The sequence below is a fragment of the Pseudomonas sp. GZJR-8 genome, from assembly GCF_002916705.1.
Lineage (GTDB): Bacteria > Pseudomonadota > Gammaproteobacteria > Pseudomonadales > Pseudomonadaceae > Aquipseudomonas > Aquipseudomonas synxantha_A.
The window spans coordinates 112596-134375 of the sequence record NZ_JXSI01000005.1 but is presented as its reverse complement, the minus strand read 5'-3'; the positions used below and the strand labels follow the sequence as shown (position 1 = coordinate 134375).

Below are 21780 nucleotides of genomic sequence, written 5' to 3'. Positions count from 1 at the left end.
GCGGTTTTGCTGCGCGCATCAGCGATAGCAGTGTTTCAAGCATGAAACAGTCGCTGGGCGGCGCGATATGCCCGGCCACACTCTTCAACTGTGTCAGCGATGAAACAGTGTTCATGACAGATGCATGAATCCGCAGCCGCTGGGCGATTCAGCGTACCGAGGTGTTTCAAAAGTGGACACTGAAGTAAAAAAACGCGCCTCAACCCTTGGGCGTTTTACCCGGGATGGAGTTGAGTACGGGATTGCCATCCTGGTTGCGGGTCAGGTAGACCGGCAGGACCTTGGGCAGGGAAGGGATGAGGTTGTTGACCTCGCTGAGGTTATAGATGCCACCAATGCGAATGCTCCCGGTGCCAGCATCCGCCAGCATCACTGGCTTGTTCAGGTATCGGTTGATCAGCGGCAACGCATCGGCCAATGCAAGGTTATCAAGCACCAGCTTGCCCGTACGCCAGGCAAGCGCAGGGTCATTGGGTTTGATCGCGGCGACTTGCGGCGTGGCGTCGCCGCGGTGGTAGCTGGCCTGCATCCCCGGCGTCAACGGCACGCTGCCATGCACCGCGTCGCTGGTGATCTGCACCGAGCCTTCCAGCAACATTACCCGCACCTGGTCTTCATACTTCCACACATTGAACTGGGTGCCCGTCACCCGAACCTGGCCTTCGCCAGCCTGCACGATAAACGGGTGCTCGCTGTCGTGGGTGACGTTGAAAAACGCTTCGCCCTTGGCCAACTTCACCTGGCGACGATCCTTGTAGTGGCTGTAAACCAGCTCGGTGCCCAGGTTCAACTCCACCTCACTGCCGTCACCGAGGGTAACTTTGCGCAGCCCGTTGGTGGCGTCAAACCGCTCGTATGAGCTTGGCAACCAACCGGCTTCCCACCCCGTGAAGGCGGCCAGCGGCAGAGCAGCAAGGCAGATAGCGGCTGCCACCGCATAAGAGCGCCAGCGTTTACGAGGCTTGAGCGGCACCACAAGCGGTGCAGGCGCATTGCGGGGCAAATGATCGGCCACGTCCCAGATTTCCAACATCGCGGCATACTCGAAGGCGTGCAGCGGGTGGGCATCGTGCCAATGTTCGAAGGCCTGACGTTCAGCCGCCGTGCAGTCGCTGGCATGCACACGCATACACCAATGCGCAGCGGCGTCGGTGATGGCGTCGTATTCGGCTTCTGAAAGGGACTTTTCGCTCATTTATCCATCCTGATTTCCCCACATTCTACCCCCCCGAGCCTTACGGCGAGAACAGCATCATGGCGATTGCATATCAATTGGAACTTATTCTTGTTTAAACGCGCCTAAAAAATCAGGAAACACACTGTCATTCACCAAGGAGTACGAAAATGTTGAAGAAAACCTTAGCCGCCCTGTGTGCAACCACCGCGCTGTTGAGCGCCGGCGCTGCGCTGGCAGACAAGCCGGGTGCGGGCTGGATTCCGATTGAAAAAGCTATTGAAGTGGCGAAGACCAAGGCTGGGTATGTCGAGGTCTACGCCGCCGAAGCCGATAACGACGGCTACTGGGAAGTCAAAGGCCGTAAATCCGACGGCGTGGTGTATGAAGCACGAATCGACGGCGCCTCGGGCAATGTCCTGCGCGACCAGAAAGATTGATTCACGTGTTGGGGGCCTGCTCAGGCCCCCTCATCCAGCATTCTCCCCAGATGTGTAATCAGGTAACTGACTGAGTCGGCGTTGGATAGAATGACGTCAATACGCTTGTCGACATTGCTCATGAAAACTTCTCGGGCCTCATTCAGGGTCTTGGCACCCGTGATATTCAGGACTCTGCGTTTGAGGAAGCTGGTGGCGGTGAAAAAGCCGTAATCCTCCCAGGTATTGGATATGTCATCCCATGCCTTGAATAGCATAGTTGCCGGCGTCAACGTCGACAGCCCGCTCGTTTGCAAATCATCTTGGCGCGTCTTCACCGCCTGAGCACCCGGCTTTGCCGTATCGATCAGGTCTCGGAATGGCTCCAGGCTCCGCAGGTAGGCAATGTCCTCTGTCTTGAACCGCAGATGCGTCAGCTCATGGATCAGGGTAGAGGCTCTGGCATGGGCGAACATGTCGAAAGGTTCACTCAGTATGGTGGCGTATTCAGCCAGGTTTGGATGGAAGAACCTTTCGAACAAGTACACTTTGCGCTCGCTGTCACCGAGAAGCACCATCGCGTAATCAGTGGTGGGGGCTTTCACGCTTTCACCGCTGACAAAGCGCATTGAGTCAGGCCCGATCAAGGTGGGGTCGCTTAGCTCATCCAGTATTCCATCGATGATGTCCTCGATTTTCTTTACCTGGGCCGGGTTCAGATTGAGAGTGCCGAACAGGTCGCACAAGAACAGGCCTACCCGGCTATCAGGCTTGAGCAGCTCTGCAAAGTGATGGATGTTGCGCTTGCAGTTGACGGCGTAGTAAGTCGATACGTTCAAGGCTTCGTCGATGACTTGGGCTTTCCAGCTTGACACTGCAGCGATCGCCCTTATGCCCTGCGCTTCAATATTGATGTCGCGCCTTTCGGCTCGTCGCACTTTTTGCCGCGTCCAGGCCTGGCCGAAGCGGGGCTTGTGTATGCTCAGGTCCATTACCCATTTGCCATCAGCATTGCGACCGACGTAGGGGCCCTGCTGATCGTCGTTGTCCAGGCGCCAGTGCTCCTTGGTTTTCTTCACCGGATACACCTTGCCTGCCAGCGGCACGTAACTCTTGGCGCTCGCCTTATCCTTGTAGACATGGGTGGAGGTGTCCAGCTCAAGGTCCTCCAGGGCGATGTCGTAGCCCTCCAAGCGCTGCAACCGCGTTCGCGAAGTGGCGGTGACGTCCCGCAGGCCCGGGGCAGTGGCGGTGGGCAGGCCGCCTTCCGGCAGGTCGACCAGGTCAGCGTCATCAGGCGGTGGGGTTTCGCTGCCATCAAGCTCGCTGTACAGGGCGGCCATTTGCACCACGGCCAGGCTGAAGTCCTTCATCGCGGCTTTCCACTGGTGCAGTTGCAGCGCTTCAGCCGAGCGCTTGACTAACTGGTAGCTGCGCCAGACCACAAGTGGATAGGCGAGTTTACCCGCCATGAAGTGCACTGCCGCGGGTATGCCCTTGCCGAACACGCCCACCACTTTATCCCAAAGCAGCTTGGAGCCTTTTTCGAACTGGCAGGCGAGCATTTTTAGCAGGATCAGCGTGTTCTCACTGAATAAATAGTGCAGCAGGTTGCCGGTCACGGCAGATGAGGCCAGGCTCATATCCGAAGAGCGATGAAGGTTGTTTTGCAGCAAGCTGCGGTAAACGGCCTGGTGCGGATCTTCCAGGTGCTGAATGACCCAGTCCTGCAGTTCCCCTGGTCGCTCCACCTCATCCAGCAGCGCTTGCTCGTTGTCATATTGCTTGAGCACGTGGTTTTCACTGTAGGGCGCATAGAGCACTACCGGACCGGCCTCTTTACCTCCAGGGCTGATCAGGTACATGCCCAATACCTTGGCGGCAGTAGCGCCTGCAGTCGCCACCAGCTCAACGGGCCGGATCAGCGTCGATACGTCCTTCAACGCCGCACGTGCCAGGCCGTCAGGCATGTCGAACACCTGCTGGACCAAGCCCAAGGCCTTGTTTGACAGGCGTTCTTGCAGATGTTGCTCGTGGGCGTATTGCAACACCTGCCATGGCAGTTGCCGACAGAACAGGCGCCGGCGTTTGCGTGCAGCTTCTGTGCGGGTGTCCATCTCGGTTTGCAATCGCTTTTGGTACACCGATTTCAAGTCCAGTTGCCGCACCAGTTGAACCAGCGCATTGGCATCCAGGGTGTCCGGCAGCGGTGTGGCGGTGCGCGAGCGGGGGCGGATAGTCTGGTTGTTCAGGTCCGGCCAGTGACGCAAGGCAAAATCGGTCAGGCTGTAGTCATGGATGTCGAGGGCCTGGTGCACGGGAATCAGCACGTCATCGGGGCTGAGTGCGTGTTCGGGGAAGCGTGCCTGGAGCAGCTTGCTCAGGGCGCCAAAGGTGTGCTCGCGCAGGGACAGGATGCCCTGCAGGTAGTCTTCCTCTTCCGGGGCGCTGTTGTGGTATTGCTCAAGCAGTTCTGCATGGTAGATCTGCTCCTTGGCGGGCGCCATTGCCAGCCACACGGGCAGGGCCTGCTGGGTGACCATGGCATCGGCCAGCGCCTTGGCTCGTGCAAGGTTGGTGGGCGCCGGGATCTGCAGGATCTCATCCAGGCGGTCCTGCACGGCGCGCGCCGGCAAGTCCATGGCCAGCAGTCGGTCCACCGAGTCCATGACGTAATCGCCGTAGGTTTTCAGGCGATTGTCCAGCAGGTTATCGTCAATACGTTGCAGCGCAGCCAGGCGATACGCCTGATGAGGCACGCGCTGGGACAATGACAGATTCTCCAGTAGCGACAGTCGTTTGATCGGATGCGCCAGGCGCTGGGTGAGCGCCTCGCGCAGGGTCGAGACCGACGCAAAAACCTCATGACCACGCCGAGGCGTCCATAGGATCGCCTGGCCCGAATTCTTGGGGTCAAGGCCGCCACGTTCGGTCAGTACAAACAGATTGGCCAGCGGCAGCAGCGCGTCGGACGTACCTTTGTGCAATGCCAGCGCATAAGCATCCGGCAGAAACCCGTTGATCCCATGTCGGGTCAGGCGCGCCAGGCTGTCAGTTCGCAGGACCGCATCAAGAATGGCGTTGCTGCGGTGCGTCAGCGTTTTACCCAGCAGTCGCAGTTCAGCCTCGCTGCGCAAGCCCAACAGCATCGAGTGCGCGTGTTTATCGCGGATATTGTTCAGGAACAGGCGCGGGAGTTCACGCATCTCGTGGCCGGCAAACACCTTCAAGACCCGTTCGATCATGTTGTTGAAGGTTTTGAGGGGCATGTTATTGAGCTTCAGGGCGACACCCTGGTTGCGTTCTGCGTAAAACCCAGTTCTGGAAGACACTGGGAGCGGCTTGCTCTTCTGGCCGAGGCGCTCGATGAAATGTTCAACCATGCTCAGCGAAGACACAGGCGCGCGCTCCTCACGCTGCTCGGCGCGGGACGCGTAAGTGTTGACATAAATCTCGTCGGCCTTGAGGTCCAGTCGTTGGGTTTGCAGTTCTGTGTTCAGGGCCAGGGTGGCCATGCTGCGCAGTGTCGGGTGCTTAAGGCGCTCGATCTGCAATCCTTCTTGGGCAGCGCGCAGGCGTTGCAGGTGCAGCTTGGCGCGCTCGGCTTGCACCGTGGAGGGGCGGCCATTGCCGCTGCTGACGGGATGTATCGTCCAGCGCCCATCGGTGTCCAGGTCGGCCAGGCGACTGTCGAGCATGGTGCGGATGTCCAGGGCGTAATCGAGCAATGCTTCCAGGTCCACCTGGCCGGCGCTGCTGCGATAGAGGCTCAGGGCATGGTTCATATTACTGGTCTGCTTGGCGGCGATGTCTTCGATCATGTCGGTGAACACGTGCCCGGTGACGGGGTGTGCGGCAACGTTGATCTGGTCCAGGCCGATAAAGGTGTTGCGCTCGTCCAGAGAGAGGAAATTGAGCAGTTCATCTTCGTGCCCGGCGGCGGTGAGCATGGTCAATAGCGTGTCTTTGAGATTATCCAGATCCTTAAGTACCTGCAAGCCACGGGATTGGGTGTAAAGGTAGGCATGGCTGTCATGCAGCATCAGGGTACTGGCCAGTTCCACGTAGTGCTGGTAGGGCGCGTAGATGCGCACTTTTTCCACGCTCAGTTTGGCGGCGTAGGTGCTGCGAGCGCCCTGGTCGCTGAGGAACAGGGCCTGGAGCATATGGCTTTCGTCAGTACTGAGGATGCCGTTCTGGCGCTTGAGCAGCACATCGAGGCGGAACTTGTCAGCCAGGATTTGCGCGAACAGGTCAAGGCGTGAGGTGCCGCTGTCGATGTCTTCGTTCCAGTAGGTCTGTAGCAGGCTCTCGAGCAATTTGGACAGCGTACCGGAGGTTTGTTCGATGAGCGTGTCCCAATACTCGCGATCTTGTTGCAACTGGGGCTGGGTGAAGTGGCTGGTGACGTGCTTGGGGTTGATGAATTCGCGAGTTTGCCCCAAGGGCCAGGCATGTTTGACATAGAACTGCAATAACGCATCACGTAACGACAGGGAGTCGATCCAGCGTCGATCGGCATCCGTCGGGCTTTGGAGAAAGCAGTTCACTTGCGTTTGCCGCTGATCCAGGCCGGGGAAATGAGGGTGCGCCATGATGCCGAGCAATGTGTCGAGCATGGCGGACAAGGTCGGGGTCTTCTGCAAGTGCTCAAGCATTGCTTGCACGTTGGCCTGTTGGCAGGCCTGCAGGGTTTGTTCCTGGTCTTGCATGACCGCACCCAGGACCGGCGAAGTGGTCAGTGTCAGAGCGCTATCCGCTGGCAGACTGTTGCGCTGTGCAATCGACAGAAAACTCAGCAACTCCACGCGCTGTACCGAATCAGCCAACGCCTGACTGACCTCGGCAAGCAGCGAGGCATGGCTGTCAAACACCTGGATACCGCCATAAGGCGTGTACAGCAGAGCCTTGGCACCGTCGGGCGTGGAACTCATCACAAACGCGCCGGCCAGTGGGATCGCAACCTGCCCCGACACATTGATCATTAGCTTTTCTACACGCATGGGCGGGCTTTGCAGGCGGGTATCCTGACGGCTGGCGTCGCTGGCGTAATACACGCCGTGCAGCCATTCCAGATCCTTGACGGTGAACCCCAGGGCGCGTTCGCGCTCGCTCAATGTCGAGCGATTGACGGGTAGCAGGAACTCGTCGAAAAAATAGGGCGGGGTGACACGGGTCATCGCCTGTCTCCAGCGTGAATAGGAAGACACAGGGTAGGCAGGCACCGATGACTGGCGGGGGTAACTATTGAGTCTCGTCGTAAGTTGACAGTGAGCGCTGCAGGTGGTGTTTAATCGACGGCCTGGATGTCCATTCGTTGCCCCTTCCAATCATAAAAATGGAGCTTCAAATGTCTGCGCAGTCTCCGACAGTTGTCACGGCCTTCATCAGCTTCACTGAGTTGGTGGGGGTGCTCCAACAGATTTTCGTCAGGCACGGCACCTCGCCAGAAGTGGCGGCGATCCTTGCGCACAATTGCGCCAGCGCTGAACGTGATGGCGCTCATAGCCACGGTATTTTTCGTATCCCGGGTTACCTCTCGACCCTGGCCAGCGGTTGGGTCAATGGCGCCGCCGTGCCGATCGTGACCGACGTTGCGTCAGGCTTCGTACGGGTCGACGCCGCCAATGGGTTCGCCCAACCCGCTCTGGCGGCCGCGCGTGCGTTGCTGGTGAGCAAGGCCCGCAGCGCCGGCATTGCGTTACTGGCTATCCACAATTCCCATCACTTTGCGGCCTTATGGCCGGACGTCGAACCTTTCGCCGAAGAAGGACTGGTTGCACTCAGTGTGGTCAACAGCATGACCTGCGTGGTGCCCCATGGCGCTGATCGCCCGTTGTTCGGCACCAACCCCATCGCGTTTGCTGCGCCGCGGGCCGATGGCGCGCCGATTGTGTTCGACCTGGCCACCAGCGCCATCGCCCATGGCGACGTGCAGATCGCCGCGCGCAAAGGCGAACGGCTCCCACCAGGCATGGGCGTCGATAGCCTGGGCCAGCCGACCCAGGACCCGAAAGCCATTCTGGAGGGGGGCGCGCTGTTGCCATTTGGTGGGCATAAGGGGTCGGCGTTGTCGATGATGGTCGAGTTGCTGGCGGCGGCACTGACAGGCGGCAATTTTTCGTTCGAATTCAATTGGGCCGATCATCCGGGAGCGCGTACGCCCTGGACCGGCCAATTACTGATAGTGATCGATCCGCGCAAAACCGCCGGGCAAAGCTTTGCCGAGCGCAGCCAGGAACTGGTGCGGCAGATGCATGCGGCGGGGTTACGGCGATTACCGGGGGATCGGCGCCATCGCACACGGGCGGAGTCGCAGGAAGCAGGCATAGAGCTTGACGCGCAGGACCTTCGGCAACTGCGAGAACTGGCGGCGGGGTGAAACAGGCTGCGCCATGGGCGCAGCCCGTGCTGATCAGTTACGGCGACCCAGCAGCAGACCCACCACCAGGCCAAAGCCTGCGGAAATGGCCACGGTCTGCCATGGATGACCGCCGATGTAGGTCTCGGTGGCGTCCACGACTGGCTTGCTGCGCTCACGGACGCTGGACACCGAATCCAGGGCTTGCTTGAGTTTGATGGCAACCTGCTCGCGCAGGGTTTCACCTTCCTCGCCTACCAGGGATGCGCTGCTTTTGAGCAGTTTGTCCGATTCTTCGATCAGCGCGGTCAGTTCGCTGAAGGCTTGATCCTTGATTTGTTCTTCGACGGCTTGGGCGGCGGTTTTGCGGGCCATGTGTGACTCCTTGCAAGTGAATGTGACAGTGAACAATGGAGTATCGGGCAGCGGCAAAAGTTGCAGTTATTTTGCGAGCCGTCCATTTGCGGCACAATGGTGATCAGGCCCTTTGGGCCTACAGTGTAAGATGTCAGTCATTTGTGCAGCAGGTAATTCAACATGAGCTTCAATCTCGCCAACAAGACCCTCGCCGAACGCGCCGAGCTGGAAGACGAAAAGTCGCGCCTCTACGACCTTTGGCAAACCAACCTGGGCAAAGCCAAGGGCGAAGCGGCCCGTTTGTTCGGCGAGCGCGCCAAGCGCAAGGGAAAATGGGCCGAGTGGGTGCGCGCCGAACTTGACGGCATGTCGCCGCCGGAGTTTTCCAACATGGTGCGCAGTGAAGTCAACAAGCTGATGGCGGCGGCGAAATAAAGCACGCCACGATCGCCTCGCGAACCTTGAGCAACAGCGGATCAAGCTGGGCCTGGGTACGCCAGCCCAACTCCACCGGGTAGTGCGGCAGCGCCAGCGGGCAGGGCAGCACACGCAAGCCGGTCATCTGCGCAATCGCTTGGGCCGCATGACCGGGGATCGTCGCCACCGCCGCGCTGCCTTTGAGCAGGTACGGCAGCGCCGCAAAGTGGCTGGTGGACGCACATACCTGGCGGCTCAAGCCCTGCGCCGCCAACCCTTCATCGGTAATACCGATAAACCCGCCTGACGACACCAGCACATGGTCGCGTGCGATGAATTCTGCAAGCTCGATACCTTGCTGATCGGGCGCCAGGCTACCTGGGTCAACCAGGCAACGGTAGTCACCTTCGCCCAGCACTTGCCGACTCAGCCTGCGCTCGGCAAACCCGCCGGCGGTAATGGCCAGGTCCAGGTTGCGGTCGAGCAGGGCAGCCGCAACGATCTGGCTGTGGGTCTGGCGAAAGATCACCCGCAGTTTCGGCAGGCGCTGTGCAATGGCGTCCATCAGCTGCCGGCCGTAGGCGATTTCGAAATCGTCTGACAGACCTAACACCACCGATCGCCCCTGATAATGCGGGTTATCCGGGTGGATCATCGCCAGGCTTTGTCGGCAGCGGTCCAATGCCTCGCTGATCACCGGTTTCAACTGATTGGCCCGCAGGGTGGGCGCCAGGCCGCGACCGGTGCGTACGAAAAGTGGGTCGCCATATAGTTCGCGTAAACGCCGCAAACCGGCGCTGATTGCCGATTGCGTAACGCCCAGGCGCAAGGCAGCACGGCTGGCGCTGGACTCGTCGTGCAGGGCTTCGAAGGTTTTCAGCAGGTTCAGGTCAACCTGGGCGATATTCATTTGGCTCATATCATTTAGCACTGAGGTGGGCTTTATTCATGATCGAGTCTGGCGGGAGAATGGGCAACCCTTATTACCGGAGTGAGCACATGCCCGTATCGATCGTCGCAGCCCTGCAAATCGGCTCCTTGCCTGGCGGCAAAGCGCAAACCCTGGCGCAGATCCTGGCCTATGAAGATGAAATACAGCGCAGTGGCGCGCAGTTGGTGGTGATGCCTGAGGCGTTGCTGGGGGGATATCCCAAGGGCGAAAGCTTCGGCACGCAATTGGGCTATCGCCTGCCCGAAGGCCGTGAAGCCTTTGCGCGGTACTTTGCCAATGCCATCGACGTGCCGGGCGTGGAGACCGAGGCGCTGGCCGGGTTATCGGCGCGTACCGGTGCGAGCCTGGTGCTCGGCGTGATCGAGCGCAGTGGCAGCACGCTGTATTGCACCGTGCTGTATTTCGAACCGTCCAGCGGTTTGGTCGCCAAGCACCGCAAACTCATGCCGACCGGCACTGAGCGGCTGATCTGGGGCAAGGGCGACGGCTCAACCTTGCCGGTGATTGACGCGGCTGTCGGGCGTATCGGCGGGGCGGTGTGCTGGGAGAACATGATGCCGCTGTTGCGCACGGCGATGTATGCCAAGGGCGTGCAGGTGTGGTGTGCGCCCACAGTGGACGAGCGCGAGATGTGGCAGGTGAGCATGCGCCATATTGCCCATGAAGGCCGTTGCTTTGTGGTCAGCGCCTGCCAGGTGCAGGCATCACCGCAGGTCTTGGGTGTGGAGGTTGCCAACTGGCCGGCGGAGCGCCCGTTGATTGCCGGCGGTAGCGTGATCGTCGGGCCCATGGGCGATATTTTGGCGGGGCCGTTGCTGGGGGAGGCGGGTTTGTTGACGGCGCAGATCGATACAGATGATCTGGTGCGGGCACGCTACGACTACGACGTAGTGGGGCATTACGCTCGGCCGGATATTTTTGAATTGGTGGTGGACGAGCGCGCCAAGTCAGGCGTGCGCTACATCACTGATTGAACCGGGTCAACCCAAGGCTTTTGTAGGCGCGAGCTTGCATTTCGCAGATTTGGATCAGATCACTCGCGCATCACCAGGTGGCGGTATTGGGCAAATCCAGAGTGCCACGCTCTACAAAGCGCATGGTGCCGAACAATCCGCCCGCCAGTTTGCCGCGCAGCACATACGGCAGGTTATTCAGGCTTTGGGTCTGGCTCAGGCCCAGGGTCTGGCGCAACACCGAGAACGCCGAAACACTCACGGGGACCATCAGCACCGTCTCTGAAAAACGTGGGATGCTGCCGGCCTGGTCACTTACCCCGGACGCCAACGGCCGGCCATTGACTTCCAGATCCAGCGCCACGCCGTTGTAGTCGATTGCCGTTTCATTGGGGTTCTGCACCCGCAGCTTCACGGCAAAGCGCACTTCCAGATCCTGGCTTTGCAGGGGCTCGATGCCCACCACGTTGATATTCACCGGGTCGCGATTGGGGAACAGCGCGCAGGCGCTCAAGCTCAGCAACAACAACGAAAGAACCATGAGCTTGCGCATATAAAAGTGCTCCTACTGTTTCGTGACGTCCGGGTCCTGCATGACCTTGAGGGTAGAGGACTCCGGATCGAATTCATCTTCTTCCAGCTCTATGAACTCTTCGGGCAGGAAAATGTTCAGCAGGATTGCACAGAACGCACCCACAGTGATCGGCGATTCGAAGATGTTGTGCAGCGCCTTGGGCAAATCGCGCAGCACTTCCGGCACTGCGGCGACGCCCAGGCCCATCCCCAGGGAAATCGCCACGATCAGCACATTGCGCCGGTGCAGGCCGGCTTCGGCGAGGATCTTGATCCCGGCCACGGCTACGGTGCCGAACATGATCAGGGTCGCGCCGCCAAGTACTGGTTTGGGCATCAGTTGCAGCACCGCGCCGATCATCGGGAACAACCCCAGCAGCACCAGCAGCCCGGCGATAAAGTACGCCACGTAGCGGCTGGCCACGCCGGTCAGCTGGATCACGCCGTTGTTCTGGGCGAACGTCACCATCGGCAGGCTGTTGAAGGTAGCGGCCATCGCCGAGTTGAGGCCATCGGCCAGCAGGCCGGATTTGATGCGCTTGATATACAGCGGGCCCTTGACCGGTTGCTGGGAGATCATCGAATTGGCTGTCAGGTCTCCAGCCGCTTCCAGAGGCGAAATCAGGAAGATCACCGCCACCGGGATAAATGCCACCCAGTCAAACGAGAAGCCGTACTTGAACGGCACCGGCACGCTGATCAACGGCACCTGGGGCAGGGCGGCCATGTCGACGCGGCCCAGCCACCACGCCACCACAAAGCCCAACGTCAGGCCGATCACGATCGAACCCAGGCGCAGGAACGGGTTGTTGAAACGGTTGAGCACCACGATGGTCAGCAGCACCAGCGCCGCCAGGCCCATATTGCTGGCGGCGCCCAGGTCGCCAGCGCCATAGCCGCCGGCCATGTCGGTGACCGCCACCTTGATCAGTGACAGGCCCATCAAGGTAATGATGGTGCCAGTCACAACCGGGGTGATCAGCTTGCGCAGTTTGCCGATGAACTGGCTCAGCACTACTTCGATAAACGCGGCGAAAAAGCAGATGCCAAAGATCGTCGACAGGATTTCATCGGTGCCGCCGCCCCGGGCCTTAACCATAAAGCCCGCACTGAGAATCACGCTGATAAACGAAAAGCTGGTGCCTTGCAGGCACAACAGGCCCGAACCCACTGGCCCGAACGTGCGTGCCTGCACAAAGGTGCCGAGCCCCGAGACGAACAACGCCATGCTCACCAGGTAGGGCACTTCGCTTTCGAGGCCCAACACGCCGCCGACAATCAGGGTCGGGGTGATGATGCCGACGAAGCTGGCCAAGACGTGCTGCAGGGCGGCAAATATCGCGGCGGTGAAGTGCGGGCGGTCTTCCAGGCCGTAGATCAGGTCGGATTTATAGCGCGGGCGAGGGGCTTGAGCGTCAGACAAAATGATGGCTCGGGTCGGAAAATGGAGGCGAAGAATGCCAGAAACCGTCAGTCGTCAGAAGTGTAAAAAAATATTAATAAAGACCCTGCGCAAAAAAACTGTCCCGGCCGATAGTGAATATAGGCCCACATTACAACGACAACAGTGGTGACCAAGGTCTGGCCGGCGCGTTGACGCTGACAGATCGTTTCGCGACAGGGACGTTCGCAAACACTACTTCTGAGAGCAGCCCTATGTCCCTTCGTCACCTGAATATTGCGCCTCGAGCGTTTCTCGGTTTCGCCTTCATTGCAGTGTTAGTGGTCATCCTGGGGGTGTTTGCGGTCAACCGCATGACGCAGATCCGGCAGTCTTCCGTGGACATGAGCGCAACCCAGCTGCCCAGCGTGACGTCCCTGGGCAACATCACTGAAAACGTACTGCGCATGCGCATCCTGTCGTTCCGGGTGTTGGTCAACCGCGAACCGGCTGCCCTGCAGGAAGCCGAAACCCGCATCGGCGTGCTGACCGATAAGGTCAAGGCCGCCCAGGCCCATTACGCCCAGCTATCGATGGGCGAGCAAGAGGCGGTGATGTACAAGACCTTCAGCGTGACGCTGGATAATTACTTGAAGGCCCAGGCCGACATGCTGGTGTTGTCCAAGCAAGGCAAGGTCGATGAAATGCGCGCGCTGATCAACAGCCGCATCAAGGACGGCACCGACCAGATGGGCGAGCAGTTGAACAAGCTGATCGCCCTCAATGCCGCCGATGCTAAAACCGCCGACGCGGCGGCTGGGCAAAGTTATGAGGGCGCAATCACCGGTGTGGTGGCAGTGTCGGTGGTGGCCGCATTGCTCACGGTGCTGTTGGCTTGGCTGCTGACCCGCAGCATCGTTACGCCATTGCGCAAAGCCGTGGAAGTTGCCGAGACCATCGCCGCCGGCAACCTCAGCAAAACCTTCGCGGACGATGGCAAGGATGAACCTGCGCGCTTGCTCAGTGCCTTGTCGAGCATGCAGGCCAACCTGCGCCAGACCATCCAGCATATCGCCGGCTCGGCCACGCAGCTGGCTTCGGCGGCAGAAGAGCTGAGTGCGGTGACCGAGGAAGCCTCTCGTGGCCTGCAGCAACAGAACAATGAAATCGATCAAGCCGCCACGGCGGTCAACGAGATGACCGCAGCGGTAGAGGAAGTGGCGCGTAATGCTGTCTCCACCTCCGAGGCCTCCGGGCAGTCCAACCACGTGGCGCGCGAAGGCCGCGACCGGGTGATGGATACTGTCGGCGCGATCCAGACCATGACCCAGGATGTGCAAAACACCGCCGTGATGATCGAAGGCCTGGCGACTCAAGGACGGGATATCGGCAAGGTCCTCGACGTGATCCGTGCGATTGCCGAGCAGACCAACCTGTTGGCGCTTAACGCCGCGATTGAAGCCGCCCGTGCCGGCGAAGCCGGGCGCGGCTTTGCGGTGGTTGCCGACGAAGTGCGGGCCCTGGCCCATCGCACCGCGCAATCGACCCAGGAAATCGAGAAGATGGTCGCTGGCATCCAAAATGGCACCGGTGAAGCGGTGCAGTCCATGCAGCAAAGCAACCAACGCAGCCAGGCCACCCTGGAAATGGCCCGTGCTGCCGGCGTGGCCCTGGAGCAGATCACCCAGTCCATCAGCCTGATCAACGAACGCAACCTGGTGATTGCCAGCGCCTCGGAAGAACAGGCCCAGGTCTCCCGCGAAGTAGACCGCAACCTCGTCAACATCCGCGACCTGGCTACCCAGTCAGCGGCGGGCGCCAACCAGACCAGCGCGGCCAGCCATGAGCTGTCGAGGTTGGCGGTGGATTTGAATGGGATGGTGGCCAGGTTCGTTATCTAACCGCTCAGCGTGTTCTCATGTGGTTGTCTTCAAGGCCAGGCGCAGGAATGCGCCTTTGGAGTTAGGGCTTACTTGGCCGGAGGTGTTGGTGATGGTGTAATAGATCAGGTGAACACCGTCTGGAAAGGTACGTAGCACATCGCCAGTGATCGGGACAATTGCTGCGGTGGTTGTGCTGGTAATAACGTAAGGAACGATGGGTTCTTCGTCAGGCCCCCCGATCCGCATTCCTATCTTGCTTCCTACGACTTGCGTGGGATAAACGGGAACTGTCACCAGTAGTGTGTCGCCGTTGGCTTGCAGGTAGGCGGGGGTAACGCCATTGGCGACCTCCGCCGGTAACTCAGGTTTGACGGGAACCGGACCTGTGCTGTTTTCAGGCGTCATGACATTACTCTCCTTGAGTTAGTGCCCCTGCCTCAGTTGGGGCGCAAAGTCATTCCAGCGCTTTTCTGAGCACAGGGATACTGTCAAGGTTCACAGCTAGGCACCGCAGTTTTGGCGTGTTAAGAACGCTTCCACACATGTGGATTGACCAGATTCTGTGGCCGCTCGCCTGATAACGCCTGCAGCAGATTATCCACCGCACACTTGGCCATCGCCTCGCGCGTCTCATGAGTCGCCGAGCCGATATGCGGCGTCGCTACCACGTTGTTCAAGCGCAGCAACGGCGAGTCGTGGCTGAGCGGTTCCTTCTCGAACACATCCAACCCAGCCGCCCGGATGGTGCGTTGCTGCAACGCTTCGACCAGCGCAGCCTCGTCCACCACCTTGCCGCGGGAGATATTGATAAAGATCGTCTCCGGCCCCATCAGTGCGAACTCTTCGGCGCCGATCAGCTTCTCGGTTTCGGCGGTCAACGGCAGGGTCAGGCAGACAAAATCCGCCTCTTTGAGCAAGTCCTGGAGGCTTCGGTACTGCGCGCCAAAGCGCGCCTCCACCGCAGGCTTTGGCGAATGGCTGTGGTAGATCACCGGCATGCCGAAGCCAAAATGCCCACGCTGGGCCAAGGCTTCGCCGATGCGGCCCATGCCGATGATACCCAACGTCTTGCCATGCACATCGCTGCCAAAATGCGCCGGGCCGATGTTCTTGTTCCACTGGCCGGCACGCACCATGTCGGCCAACTCGACCACACGCCGGGCGGTCGCCAGGATCAGCGCAAAGCCGGTGTCGGCGGTGGTTTCGGTGAGCACATCCGGGGTGTTGCTGAGCAGAATGCCGCGTTGGGTCAGGTAGTCGATGTCGTAGTTGTCGACCCCGACCGAGACGCTGGCCACGGCTTCCAGCTTGGGTGCCAGGTCGAGCAACCGGGCATCCAGGCGCAGGCTTGCACCCAACAGACCATGGGCGCTGGGCAGCGCATCGCGCAGTTTGGCCAGGCCGGCCTCATCCAGTGCATCGATCAGCGTGACCTCGGCCTGCTCATGCAGGCGGGCCATCAGCGGCGCGGACAGTTTCTTGTACAACACAACGGACTTTTTCATGAGGTTTTTACCTTCAACTCCAGGGTTGGCACCGGCGAGCGGTCACTCGCGCCGGGCTTGAGGAAAATCGTCAGCACCACCGACAGCAGCAACGCGCCGCTCATCAACAGGTACGAAGCGCCAGGCGAGCCGGTGCTGCTGTTGAGGTAACCCACCAGGTACGAGCCACCGAACGAGCCCAGCGCGCCCATGCTGTTGATCAGCGCCATGGCGCCACCGGCGACGTTGGCTGGGAGGATTTCCGGGACAATGGCAAAGAACGGGCCGTAGGGTGCATACATGCATGCACCGGCGATCACCAGCAGGGTGTAGGACCACCAGAAATGTTCGGCACCCAACACGTAGGACGCGTAGAAGGCGATGGACGCAATCAGCAATGGTGGCCACACAAAGCGCTTACGCTTTTGCAGTTTGTCCGAGCCCCAGGACACCACCAGCATCCCGATCACCGCCGCCAGGTACGGCAGCGCCGAGAGCCAGCCGGCTTCGACCATGTCCATCTGCAAGCCGGCCTTGAGGATCGACGGCAGCCACAGCACAAAGCCATACACGCCGATGCTCCAGCAGAAGAATTGCAGGGCGAGGATGATCACCTTGGGCGAACGGAACGCCTCGGCGTAATTCTTCACCGCCTTGATACCCACCTGTTCGGCGGCGAGGGCGGTTTCCAGGTCTTTTTTGTGCTGTTCACTCAGCCACTTGGCGTCGGCGGGTTTTTCATCCGCCAGCTTCCACCAGATGAACGCCCACAGTACGGCCGGCAGGCCCTCGATGATAAACATCCAGCGCCAGCTGAAGTGCTGCACCAGGTAGCCCGAGACCACCGACATCCACAGCATGGTCACCGGGTTGCCGAGGATCAGGAAGGTATTGGCCCGCGAGCGTTCGGCACGGGTGAACCAATGGCACAGGTACACCAGCATGGCTGGCATCACCGCGGCTTCGACCACCCCGAGCATGAAGCGGATGGCGATCAGCATATAGGCGTTGGACACCACGCCGGTCAGCGTCGCCAGGCCGCCCCAGAGGATCAGGCTGACGAAGATCAGTTTTTTGACGCTGCGCTTTTGCGCATAGATTGCTCCCGGTACCTGGAAGAAAAAGTAGCCGAGGAAAAACAGCGCACCGAGCAGCGAAGACATGCCGGGCGTGATCATCAGGTCTTCGGCCATCCCGGAGGCGGCGGCAAAGCCGTAGTTGGCTCGGTCCAGGTAGGCCAGGCTGTAGGTGATAAACACGATAGGCATGATGTACCACCAACGACGGGTGGCGAGTTTCACGGTTTCCATGGGGTTGCTCCTGAGCTTGTTGTAGTTGTGGCAACAGGTAATGGGTTACGCAACGGATCGAGTGGGTAATTCGGCGCGGGTCGGCAAACCCTCCATATCGCCACGGCTCTGCACGGCGCGGCTGCCGATCCAGTTAGCGCGCTGGACGGCCTCGGGGAAGCTTGAGTTTTCCAGCAGGGCACTGATCATGCCCACGGCAAAACCATCGCCGGCGCCGACGGTGTCCACGACTTTTTCCACCTTGACTGCGGCGATAAAGCCCTGGTCCATGTGGGTGCGGTAATAGGCGCCTTCGGGGCCGAGTTTGATCGCCACGGCTTCGGCGCCCTGGTCGAGGTAGAACGCAGCGATATCCGCAGGATCCTCGAAACCGGTGAGCAGGCGGCCTTCACCCAGGCCCGGCAAAATCCAGTCGGCAAGAGCGGCCAAGGCGTTGATTTCGCGGATCATCTGCGCCTGGCTGGCCCAGAGCGAGGGACGCAGGTTCGGGTCGAACGACACGCTGCGCCCGGCGTTGCGCATCTGCGTCATCAGTTCGAAGGAGAGTTCACGGGTGGCATCGGACAATGCCGGTGGAATCCCGGTAGCGTGCAGATGGCGGGCTTGCAACAACGCAGGGCTGATATCGGCGATGGACAAATGGCTGGCCGCCGAGCCTTTGCGAAAGTACTCGACCTGGGGATCAGCGCCGGCCTCTTCGCGCGACTTGAGCTGAAACCCGGTGGGATGCAACGGGTCGACGGCCACATGGCGGCAATCAATGCCTTCCTTGCCCAGCGTGTCGACCACAAAGCGCCCGAGGGAGTCGTCACCTACTCGGCTCAGCCATGCCACGTTGAACCCCAGGCGCGACAAGCCGATGGCGACATTGCTGTCGGCGCCGGCAATGCGTTTGTGAAACTGCGCGACCTGGCCCAGATCGCCGGTCTGCTCGGCGACAAACATCGCCATGGTTTCACCAAACGACAGGATATCGATCTCAGACATGGGCGTTCTCCACGCGGGGTTGGCCAAGGCAGGCGAGGGTGGCGACCTGTTGTGCAGTGACCTCGACCAGGTCATCGCCCTGCAACGGAAATTCCACCGCCCGCGTAATACCTTGAGTCATGTGTTTGAGCAGTTGTTCCCACAGATGCAGGTCGGTGGCGCCCGGCGGCAAGGCCACGAGCTTGCCGTCGGCGCGACGGGCCACGGCCTTGCAGTGCAGGTAATCCACATGCCGGCCCAGCAACCGCGCAGCAGTGAGCGCGGACTGGTCTTGCCACTGCCAGTTACCGATATCGAAGGTCATTTTCACCGGAAGGCCCAGGCGTTCGACTTCGGTGAAAAACCGTTGCATGGGTTCAATGCGCCCACCGTGCAGGGTCTGGTCGTTTTCCACCAGCAGCTTGACCGGGTGGCGATTGAGCAGGGCGTGCAGGCTTTCCAGATCGTTGGTATCGGTGAAGTAACCGAGCGAGACCTTCAGCCATCCCGAGCCAAAGGCCTGGGCACGGTCCAGGGTGGAGGCCAGCTCGGCATTGGGCTGGGCACGGCCGGCGACCCACAGCTCCAAGGGCGAAGAAAATACTGATTCCAGGCCTTGTTCTGCAGCGGCCAGGGCCAGCTCGGCCGGTTGCTCGGTGGTGAGCAGTTCTTCACGCCATTCAATGCGCTGGGCACCGGCGGCGCTGAGCAGCGCGACAAAACTCAATTGACCCTGCTGGCGAACCAGGTCGGCGCCGTAGCTGGAAAGGCTGATGGAGACGGGGTATTTATGCATTGTTGTTTACCTCTGAAACCGGTTTCATTTTCATGCGCAGAACAAAAAATGTGGGAGCGGGCTTGCCCGCGAAAGCGGTGTGTCAGTCAGCTTGGAAGTGGCTGACCTATCGCTTTCGCGGGCAAGCCCGCTCCCACAGGGGATTGGGTAGAGCCGCGGATAATCAGCTCCGGTAAAAAATCCAGGGTGCGCGTGGGGGCGGTATCGCCGCGCAGGCGCTTGAGCAAACAGTCAAAAGCGCTGGCGCCAATCGCTTGCGTCGGTTGGGCGAGGGCGGTAATCCCATTACCCACCAGCGGGTACCAGTCCAGGTCATCCAGGGCGATCAAGCCCACCTCGCCGAACAGGTCGCAGCCCAGGGCCTTGAGTACACGGGTGCAGGCCAGTGCTGCCACGCCGTTGGCGCAGAACAGTGCCTTGGGGCCGGATTTGGCGAGAAAGGCTTGCAGACGCTTTTCCAGTTCGCCATCCAGTTCAACCACGGCACCTGTCAAAGCCGGGCGTTTGGCAATCTCGGTGTTGAAACTCTCCAAACGCTCCAAACGTGAACTGGTGCCATCGGTGGCCTCGCTCACCAGCAGCACGTCGCGATAACCCTGTTGCTCAAGATGCTCTACCGCAATACGCACCGCCGCCGGGTTGTCCAGGCCCACCAAGTCACTGTGCAACGGCTCGACCTTGCGGTCCACTAACACCAGGGGCATTTCCCGTTGCAGTTCCAGCAATTGGTCGAGGTGATGGCCCAGGGTGTTCACAATCAGCCCTTCGATGTTGTACGAGCGCAGCGCCGCCAAGTGCTGGCGCTCCTGCTCGTCATCGCGGTCGGTGTTGCACACCACCAGGCTGTAGCCGTGCTGGCGGCAGGCGGTTTCGACGCCGTGCATCACCGCGATGGAGTAGGGGTTGCGGATATCAGCCACCAGCATGCCGATCAGGCGCGTGCGCCCACGCTTGAGGCCACGGGCCATCTGGTTGGGGCGGTAGCCGAGTTCTGCGATGGCGTGTTCGATACGCAGGGCGATGGCATCGGAGAGCAGGGCGCGGTCATCGCCGATAAAGCGCGACACGCTGGCCTTGGACACGCGCGCTCGCTCGGCGACGTCGAGCATGGTCACGCGGCTGCGCTGGGCGGCGGAAAATGGAGTCACGGCAAAGCCTTTCTTATTGGAATGAGTAACGGGATGAAACCGGTTTCAGAAAACACTAGCCCATCGTCTTCGTCAAGAGAATCTTGGTCGTGTGAAGCCACTGGTCAGCGGGGAGATCCGACGAGCGGTGGTCCTACCTGTGAGTTTTGACAGTATCGGCTGGGCCAGAGGAGGTGTTCAATGGCGCCAACAGAACCTCTGGTATTGGCATGCTGAGAGCAGGGGGCGGTTTAGAAAATGCTTGAATGACGGGAGGTTTAAATGACTACTTCCACTACTGGCCAGAGTGCCAATGGGCCTACGGGCTCAGGAGGCATCCTTGTGCTTGAGGCGCCAACAGTCGTCGACGTATTACCAGATGGATTATTACCCGCTCGATTCAATTTCACTGATCTACGCATCTTGCTTGAGACACCTTGGGCGGTTTTGCCCGGCCCCGGAAGGTTTCAGTACGTGATTTTCGAATGGCATGTCCGAGGTGCCAGGTCCGTTGATACCCCGCCCTTTGAGCTGCGTGGCCCACTGACGGATGCCGACTTCCCTCTGCCCATGACGATTCCTCAGGCGTTCCTGCTGAGCAGTGCCATCGTTGACCTGCGCTACCGGATTCATAACACCCGGCCAGATAGCCCGAGTGTCGATACCTCGTCGCCCGTGACGATCAGAATCGACCGCGACGCTCCAGGCGTCGGCTCGTTACTGGCGCCTGCCATCTTCCCGATCGATCCGATCACCCAACCCTATCTGGATGCAAATCCCATGGTGCGCATGGAGATCCCCGAGAGCTATCTCGGACGTGAAGTCGGGGACAAGGTGCTGATGTACTTTTCGGATATGAATATGCTGCCAACCGGCCTACCCACTTGGGTTTCGCCACCGCTGACCAGTGATAGCGGCCGCATTTTTGTGGAGGTGCCTAATGACGTGTTCCGCGCCTACCCTGGCGCGCTATGGCTTTTCTGTTTTTATCGTTTGGAGGATCGCGCCGGTAATGTGAACCCGACCTTTTCATTGTTGGCGCGGGTCGGGTTGGCAACCGATCTTCCACCCATCCAGTTCACTCGGCCTGAATTTCCTCAGGCTTTGCTTCACCCAAACCGGTATTTGACCTGCAGCACCCAACCGCCAATCTGGTACGGAGTCGAGGTGGCAATCCCGGCAGACCCGAACATCCAGCACGGGGATTTGATCACGCTGAGGTTTCAGGGGTATGGCCAGTATCCGGACGTCGACCCAGATCCAAATGTTGTGGAAACCCTTGAGCATTACTGGGATGCAGTGGCGGATGCATCCGGCTACAACTTCTGGATTCGTGATGTCGAGCGTGTGATCCGGCCATTGAAAATGAATGCCGGTGGAGAGGCTCATTACCTTGTGACCAGGAATCGAACGCCCATTGGTCGTTCAGCTTCCAGGTATGTGCAGTTCGACCGCGTGGTGCCTACATCGCCACTACCGCCCAACCCGGTTTACTGCTGGGAAGGCGGCAATGGTCCCGAGCCCTGAGCCAGGGTGCGGGTTTAGTAGAACATTTTGAACTGAATGTAGTTGGTCGAAGAATCATTCGGCTGAAGAGAGTGTGTCCCGGTTTCAGTCTCCTGGCCGT

Annotated in this window: 18 protein-coding genes; 6 read left to right on the top strand and 12 right to left on the bottom strand. The window is 59.9% G+C overall.

The window, feature by feature from the left end; genetic code table 11:
* Positions 1–199: 199 nt before the first annotated feature.
* Positions 200–1195 (bottom strand): FecR family protein, encoded by a 996-nt coding sequence (locus tag TK42_RS12315; RefSeq protein ID WP_032875872.1) that lies wholly within the window; start codon positions 1193–1195, stop codon positions 200–202.
* Positions 1196–1344: 149 nt separating this feature from the next.
* On the opposite strand from TK42_RS12315, the gene TK42_RS12310 reads away from it, so the two are divergent.
* Complete coding sequence (locus TK42_RS12310) at positions 1345–1614, top strand: PepSY domain-containing protein (protein ID WP_032875869.1); 270 nt, start codon at positions 1345–1347, stop codon at positions 1612–1614.
* A 20-nt stretch (positions 1615–1634) separates the two neighbouring features.
* On the opposite strand, the gene TK42_RS12305 is transcribed toward TK42_RS12310, so the two are convergent.
* Positions 1635–6773: a dermonecrotic toxin domain-containing protein gene (locus tag TK42_RS12305; protein ID WP_103734317.1), complete on the bottom strand. Its 5139-nt coding sequence runs from the start codon at positions 6771–6773 to the stop codon at positions 1635–1637.
* Between the two features lie 170 nt (positions 6774–6943).
* On the opposite strand from TK42_RS12305, the gene TK42_RS12300 reads away from it, so the two are divergent.
* Complete coding sequence (locus TK42_RS12300) at positions 6944–7975, top strand: Ldh family oxidoreductase (protein WP_078821494.1); 1032 nt, start codon at positions 6944–6946, stop codon at positions 7973–7975.
* 33 nt (positions 7976–8008) lie between these two features.
* Here the strand turns inward: TK42_RS12300 and TK42_RS12295 are convergent, their stop codons facing one another.
* Positions 8009–8329 (bottom strand): YqjD family protein, encoded by a 321-nt coding sequence (locus TK42_RS12295; RefSeq protein WP_032875861.1) that lies wholly within the window; start codon positions 8327–8329, stop codon positions 8009–8011.
* 162 nt (positions 8330–8491) lie between these two features.
* Here TK42_RS12295 and TK42_RS12290 point away from each other — a divergent pair, with 162 nt between their 5' ends.
* On the top strand, positions 8492–8746 hold the full coding sequence (locus tag TK42_RS12290; protein WP_003190904.1) for a hypothetical protein: 255 nt from the start codon (positions 8492–8494) through the stop codon (positions 8744–8746).
* Here the strand turns inward: TK42_RS12290 and TK42_RS12285 are convergent.
* Complete coding sequence (locus TK42_RS12285) at positions 8718–9638, bottom strand: LysR family transcriptional regulator (RefSeq protein ID WP_103734316.1); 921 nt, start codon at positions 9636–9638, stop codon at positions 8718–8720. The genes TK42_RS12290 and TK42_RS12285 overlap by 29 nt on opposite strands.
* A gap of 89 nt (positions 9639–9727) precedes the next feature.
* Between TK42_RS12285 and TK42_RS12280 the strand changes: the two genes are divergently transcribed.
* Positions 9728–10654 carry a carbon-nitrogen hydrolase family protein gene (locus TK42_RS12280; protein WP_103734315.1) on the top strand — a complete coding sequence of 309 codons (927 nt, stop codon included), beginning with the start codon at positions 9728–9730 and terminating at the stop codon, positions 10652–10654.
* 70 nt (positions 10655–10724) lie between these two features.
* Here the strand turns inward: TK42_RS12280 and TK42_RS12275 are convergent, their stop codons facing one another.
* A complete protein-coding gene (locus TK42_RS12275; protein WP_005788636.1) occupies positions 10725–11186 on the bottom strand; it encodes an LEA type 2 family protein in 462 nt (153 codons plus the stop codon).
* A 12-nt stretch (positions 11187–11198) separates the two neighbouring features.
* Positions 11199–12629 (bottom strand): nucleobase:cation symporter-2 family protein, encoded by a 1431-nt coding sequence (locus TK42_RS12270; protein WP_103734314.1) that lies wholly within the window; start codon positions 12627–12629, stop codon positions 11199–11201.
* Between the two features lie 233 nt (positions 12630–12862).
* On the opposite strand from TK42_RS12270, the gene TK42_RS12265 reads away from it, so the two are divergent.
* Complete coding sequence (locus tag TK42_RS12265) at positions 12863–14488, top strand: methyl-accepting chemotaxis protein (RefSeq protein ID WP_103734313.1); 1626 nt, start codon at positions 12863–12865, stop codon at positions 14486–14488.
* A gap of 15 nt (positions 14489–14503) precedes the next feature.
* Here TK42_RS12265 and TK42_RS12260 read toward each other — a convergent pair whose 3' ends face one another.
* The 6 genes from TK42_RS12260 to TK42_RS12235 all read right to left on the bottom strand — a co-directional run bounded on the left by TK42_RS12260 (position 14504) and on the right by TK42_RS12235 (position 20174).
* Complete coding sequence (locus TK42_RS12260) at positions 14504–14875, bottom strand: hypothetical protein (RefSeq protein WP_078821490.1); 372 nt, start codon at positions 14873–14875, stop codon at positions 14504–14506.
* Between the two features lie 119 nt (positions 14876–14994).
* Positions 14995–15975, bottom strand: coding sequence for an NAD(P)-dependent oxidoreductase (locus TK42_RS12255; protein WP_032875844.1), 981 nt, complete (start codon positions 15973–15975; stop codon positions 14995–14997).
* Positions 15972–17264: an MFS transporter gene (locus TK42_RS12250; protein WP_032875841.1), complete on the bottom strand. Its 1293-nt coding sequence runs from the start codon at positions 17262–17264 to the stop codon at positions 15972–15974. The genes TK42_RS12255 and TK42_RS12250 overlap by 4 nt, the downstream gene beginning before the upstream one ends.
* A gap of 45 nt (positions 17265–17309) precedes the next feature.
* Positions 17310–18251, bottom strand: a complete 942-nt coding sequence (locus tag TK42_RS12245) for a sugar kinase (protein ID WP_103734312.1) — start codon at positions 18249–18251, stop codon at positions 17310–17312.
* Positions 18244–19026, bottom strand: coding sequence for a sugar phosphate isomerase/epimerase (locus tag TK42_RS12240; RefSeq protein ID WP_103734311.1), 783 nt, complete (start codon positions 19024–19026; stop codon positions 18244–18246). Before TK42_RS12240 ends, TK42_RS12245 begins: the two co-directional genes overlap by 8 nt.
* An 86-nt stretch (positions 19027–19112) precedes the next feature.
* On the bottom strand, positions 19113–20174 hold the full coding sequence (locus tag TK42_RS12235) for a LacI family DNA-binding transcriptional regulator (RefSeq protein ID WP_078821486.1): 1062 nt from the start codon (positions 20172–20174) through the stop codon (positions 19113–19115).
* 261 nt (positions 20175–20435) lie between these two features.
* Between TK42_RS12235 and TK42_RS12230 the strand changes: the two genes are divergently transcribed.
* Positions 20436–21680 carry a hypothetical protein gene (locus tag TK42_RS12230; RefSeq protein WP_103734310.1) on the top strand — a complete coding sequence of 415 codons (1245 nt, stop codon included), beginning with the start codon at positions 20436–20438 and terminating at the stop codon, positions 21678–21680.
* Positions 21681–21780: the final 100 nt, after the last annotated feature.

Coding starts and splice junctions, on each gene's coding strand:
- TK42_RS12315 (WP_032875872.1), bottom strand. CDS start 1,195: ATGAGCGAAAAGTCCCTTTCAGAAGCCGAATACGACGCCATCACCGAC.
- TK42_RS12310 (WP_032875869.1), top strand. CDS start 1,345: ATGTTGAAGAAAACCTTAGCCGCCCTGTGTGCAACCACCGCGCTGTTG.
- TK42_RS12305 (WP_103734317.1), bottom strand. CDS start 6,773: ATGACCCGTGTCACCCCGCCCTATTTTTTCGACGAGTTCCTGCTACCC.
- TK42_RS12300 (WP_078821494.1), top strand. CDS start 6,944: ATGTCTGCGCAGTCTCCGACAGTTGTCACGGCCTTCATCAGCTTCACT.
- TK42_RS12295 (WP_032875861.1), bottom strand. CDS start 8,329: ATGGCCCGCAAAACCGCCGCCCAAGCCGTCGAAGAACAAATCAAGGAT.
- TK42_RS12290 (WP_003190904.1), top strand. CDS start 8,492: ATGAGCTTCAATCTCGCCAACAAGACCCTCGCCGAACGCGCCGAGCTG.
- TK42_RS12285 (WP_103734316.1), bottom strand. CDS start 9,638: ATGAATATCGCCCAGGTTGACCTGAACCTGCTGAAAACCTTCGAAGCC.
- TK42_RS12280 (WP_103734315.1), top strand. CDS start 9,728: ATGCCCGTATCGATCGTCGCAGCCCTGCAAATCGGCTCCTTGCCTGGC.
- TK42_RS12275 (WP_005788636.1), bottom strand. CDS start 11,186: ATGCGCAAGCTCATGGTTCTTTCGTTGTTGTTGCTGAGCTTGAGCGCC.
- TK42_RS12265 (WP_103734313.1), top strand. CDS start 12,863: ATGTCCCTTCGTCACCTGAATATTGCGCCTCGAGCGTTTCTCGGTTTC.
- TK42_RS12260 (WP_078821490.1), bottom strand. CDS start 14,875: ATGACGCCTGAAAACAGCACAGGTCCGGTTCCCGTCAAACCTGAGTTA.
- TK42_RS12255 (WP_032875844.1), bottom strand. CDS start 15,975: ATGAAAAAGTCCGTTGTGTTGTACAAGAAACTGTCCGCGCCGCTGATG.
- TK42_RS12250 (WP_032875841.1), bottom strand. CDS start 17,264: ATGGAAACCGTGAAACTCGCCACCCGTCGTTGGTGGTACATCATGCCT.
- TK42_RS12245 (WP_103734312.1), bottom strand. CDS start 18,251: ATGTCTGAGATCGATATCCTGTCGTTTGGTGAAACCATGGCGATGTTT.
- TK42_RS12240 (WP_103734311.1), bottom strand. CDS start 19,026: ATGCATAAATACCCCGTCTCCATCAGCCTTTCCAGCTACGGCGCCGAC.
- TK42_RS12230 (WP_103734310.1), top strand. CDS start 20,436: ATGACTACTTCCACTACTGGCCAGAGTGCCAATGGGCCTACGGGCTCA.